The 4,106-nt window shown below is 46.5% G+C and carries 3 protein-coding genes and 1 pseudogene; all 4 read left to right on the top strand.

Annotated features, from left to right (window positions below; all coding sequences use genetic code 11):
• Positions 1-14: 14 nt before the first annotated feature.
• The 4 genes and pseudogenes from BWI97_RS26170 to BWI97_RS26150 all read left to right on the top strand — a co-directional run bounded on the left by BWI97_RS26170 (position 15) and on the right by BWI97_RS26150 (position 3,887).
• The gene (locus tag BWI97_RS26170; RefSeq protein WP_102203410.1) at positions 15-683 is read left to right on the top strand and encodes a RagB/SusD family nutrient uptake outer membrane protein; all 669 of its coding nucleotides are present in this window, start codon (positions 15-17) and stop codon (positions 681-683) included.
• Positions 684-751: 68 nt separating this feature from the next.
• Positions 752-1,707, top strand: a pseudogene (locus BWI97_RS29390) (RagB/SusD family nutrient uptake outer membrane protein).
• 55 nt (positions 1,708-1,762) lie between these two features.
• Positions 1,763-3,022, top strand: a complete 1,260-nt coding sequence (locus BWI97_RS26155; RefSeq protein ID WP_158242865.1) for a glycan-binding surface protein — start codon at positions 1,763-1,765, stop codon at positions 3,020-3,022.
• A 583-nt stretch (positions 3,023-3,605) separates the two neighbouring features.
• Positions 3,606-3,887 (top strand): hypothetical protein, encoded by a 282-nt coding sequence (locus BWI97_RS26150; protein WP_102203406.1) that lies wholly within the window; start codon positions 3,606-3,608, stop codon positions 3,885-3,887.
• Positions 3,888-4,106 lie beyond the last annotated feature (219 nt).

Raw genomic sequence — 4,106 nt, 5'->3', positions numbered from 1 at the left:
AGCTGTGAAGACTTTTGGAGGTCAAATCAGATTCCCAGAAACAAGTGGGTAACTCCTTTAAAAATATTGATGATTTACGCGGAGCTACGGCCTTTCTCTACACCAAACCCTGGAATAAATTCAATGAACATACGCGGGGAATGACCTCGGGTAGAGCTAACGATGCCTATATCGACGGAGTAACCGGAAACATGGCCGCATTAGCCCTGTTTGCAGAAAACTCCAACTTCAATGAATTATTTCAAACCTGGGGGTCCCTGTATGTAGCTATTACTCAGGCCGATTACATTATCAAGGATTACGTCCCTATTGCCATCGCTAACGGTGTAAATGAAACGCAGGCAAAAGCTTGTGAAGGAGAAGCTCGCTTTATGCGGGCTACGGCCTACTGGTACCTGGCTATGCTCTGGCATGATGTGCCGATCGTAGATGATCCGCGGGATTTTGCTCTCAATACGCTTATTCCTCCCCACCATTTCGAAGATGTCATCCAGTATGCGATCCATGATCTTTCCAAAGCGGCTGACGTACTGCCCGCGACGGATGTAAAAGGTCGGGTAACGAAATATTCGGCGAAAGGAATGCTGGCAAGGGTTTGCCTGACGGCTGCGAACTACGCCCGTGGTAATCGATTTCACCCGAGTATCTCGCACGCAATAATGCCGGAAGCAACGCGGCCTTAGCCCAAACCTATTATGATCAGGTGAAAGTCCTGACCGAAAGCGTCATTACGGAGTCTTCGTATGGGTTAATGGATGATTATGAGGAGCTTTTCCGCACCCAGACTAATAATAATAAAGAAGTACTGTTTGGGATTCAATTTTTGCCCGGTGTAGTAGAGTACGGCCTGGGTAATCCTTTAAACGGAGCTCTTTCGTATGACCTCAGCATGACGGAGAACATCGGAGGCTCCAGTGCATTATTTATTTCGTATGATCTATTGAAGTGGCTGGTTGATGACAAAGCATTGTCCAGACTCCGGGGAAATGTTTGTATTCCGGGCCAGAAGTATAGCTATATCGGCACGCATCTCCCCGCAGGAAGCTGGACGGTACCCTCGGGTCGGACGAAGTGCAACATCAAGAAGTTTGTAGTCGGTGGAATCAAGGATACGGACGGGATAGCTGTACAAGGCAATTCTGGACACGTACCTGCTTTGATGCGACTAGCGGAGGTCTACCTTATGTATACCGAAGCAGCCATCGGCATGGGAACCCAGACCAGCGATGGGAAAGCATTAGAATATGCGAATGCCTACGCAAACGTGCATTCAAACTCAACCCGGCGGATTTTGTGCCTTATACCAGCATTTCTCTTAATGACCTTTTGAAAGAAAGACGTATGGAGTTTTTTCATGAGATCGTGTTCTGGCCCGATTTAGTACGCCGGTCATTCTATGACATGGACTGGGTTTTGAATTTTCTTAACAATAAGCTAAAGGACACCAACCCTACCACCGAATTTACCAACTGGGCCTCATTCTCCTACACCTTTGATCCCTTGCTGTATCCAAACACGTCCGGCTGGAATAACTCTCCCCGTCAGCAGGCGGGATACATTCCTCAGAAGGTTGAGCATAACGTTGCCCAAGGTTCGTATGTGCACGCCCCTGGTGCTAAATCTAACATTTGGACCCTGCCGTATCCGGCCGCAGAAGTTTCCAGTAATCCCAAATTGCTGACGCAACCGGTATCTTATAATTTCTAATTGCTTTTGGTATATGATACGACAATCGATACTATGGTTGAATGTAGTACTACTCATGTCAGCCCTATTCTTTTCCTGCGAACGGGATAACTCAGAGCCTCTGTCCATTCATAGTGTCTGGACAAACGATTACAATGTAGCCAATGAACAGATTACCGGAAGTTTACTGGACAAATGGGTCCGATTGGAAGGCAGTGGTTTTACGGGTTTACGAAAGCTGTACTGCAATGGTAAAGAAGTAGGGTTTAATCCCGTTCATGTGTCTGAAAACTATATTGTTTTTAGAATACCTACTGAATTGCCCACGGGCTCGGACGTCACGGACGAGCAGGTAAGGAATACCATACAAGCGGTTACAACGAAGGGAAGTGTCGTCTATAAGGATTTCATTTTTAGAGACGCTACTAAAATACCGAGAATAGATGCCGTTTCCTGTACGATGCCTTTTGCCGGGGATGCAGTCACCATTACCGGAATAAACCTGAGTAAAGCAAAAGAGGTATTCTTTCCGGGGGATGTAAAAGTTGCCATCAAAAGTGTATCTGCCACTGAAATTGTGGTAGAAACGCCCGCGAACGTAGACCGCCAGCAGAGTGGAGCGATTCGTATCGTCATCGACGGCGAAGACTACCTAACGCCCCCGTATCTATTTTATCAGGCGGGTATTTTTCTACAGACTACCACGGATCCGGAAGTTCCCATGTCTGGGGGTACGGGCTATGCTACACTGGCAGGAGATGCCCTCAAAAACCTGACGCAACTCCCTAACAATCCAGCGTATGCGATCAGTATTCCGGCTACGGCAAAAGATCTGGCTGTAGGTACGGGTAATGATGATAAGGGCAATACGGGTTGGTTAAGGTTTGCGATGGTGAAAGCGATTCAGAAGGTAATGAATAACCCAGCCAGCAAAATCAGTACCACTACCAATATGAATAACCTCGCCATTCAGTTTGAGCTGTACATGAACCAGCCCTGGAAATCTGGCGTCCTCTCGTACCGTCTTGATGTGAGTAAAGGGGGTGCGGCCTCAGCCACTACGTACAATTTTGGCTGGTGGGCCGTGAGTAATGCGGTCGTTCCCTACGACTTTAAAAAACAGTGGCAAACGGTTTCTATTCCGCTTTCTTATTTCAAAGCAGGTTCTACGGGTCAACCACTTACGACCGTTAGAACCTACTTACAGGATAATGCCACCGTAAACTCTGCCCTGGCATTTGTTAACTTTTATCAAAACTATCCCAGTGTTCCGCTTGTTCAGTTTCAGCTGTTAATTGCCAATCTTCGATTAGTACCCCTGACACAAACGCTCTAAACCGAGAGGAATTACTTCGGATTTCAGCTGTTACAGAATCTGAAAGCTTTGGCATACAAAAAGTTAACGGATGTTTATAACAAGCCGCAAGGGGGACCTTGCGGCTTGTCAAGCAATCTCTTCCCCAGTGAATGGAATGACTTGTGAAAGGAGAACGTCTTAAAACTATAGAGAATCCCAAGCCCCTGATGAAACATCAAATGTGGGCAATCCGGAATATTGCTGCTAGTTGGCCTGTACGGATGTACAGACTTTATCACTTACCTAAGACACGTTTTCAGTAGTACTTGCAGCAAAAGGCATTATTACCGTTTCCTGAATGGCTCATCGTTTGTAAAAGGTTAGAAAGAAGTTATCGTTGTACTACGAAATTTTGACCAAAACAGCTCATGGGTATTCAGTATTCAGACCATCAACCAGACGAATTGCTTCACCCTTTTGTTTTTACCTTCTGGAAGACCCACAATACGAGTGGTACAGATAGCCACTACACCATCATCCCTGATGCAGGAATCGAGTTGATTTTTCCATTTTCCCTGAGCAACCCCAACAGGTGACGTTGTTTGGCTTATCAACCCATAGATTGGAGATAAGCATTCCCGATCAGGCGGTCTTCCTGGGCGTTCGGTTTAAACTATTAGCGGTTGAATACCTGCTTCGAACCCGATTGTCTACCAATTCCAGTCTGAAACTGTCCCTGGATTTTGAGTCCCTGGAGCTGAACGCCCATACGCCACTAGCTAGTTTTGCAGACGCCATAAGTGCCCTGCTTCAGCAACAACTCCGTTCTCAAATTATTGATCCCAGAAAACGAAACCTCCTGGCGTTAATAGGACCAATGCAAGGGGGCTATCTCGGTTCATGAATTAGCCCTGGAAACGGGCTGGGCTGATCGACAGATAAACCGTTATTTCAAAGCCTGGTTTGGCCTGCCGCTCAAAGTGTATCTCGAACAACTGGTCTTTTTCTCTGCTTTACCGCAGATCGGCCAAGGTCGCTTTTACCCCCAGTCGTATTACTATGACCAGTCTCATTTCATCAGACAAACGAAGAAGCATACGGGAACTACACCCAAACAACTTTA

This window comes from Siphonobacter sp. BAB-5405 (assembly GCF_002872335.1).
In the GTDB taxonomy this organism is placed as follows: Bacteria; Bacteroidota; Bacteroidia; order Cytophagales; family Spirosomataceae; genus Siphonobacter.
The sequence above is the reverse complement of the archived record's forward strand: the minus strand, read 5'-3'. Positions and strand labels throughout refer to the sequence as shown.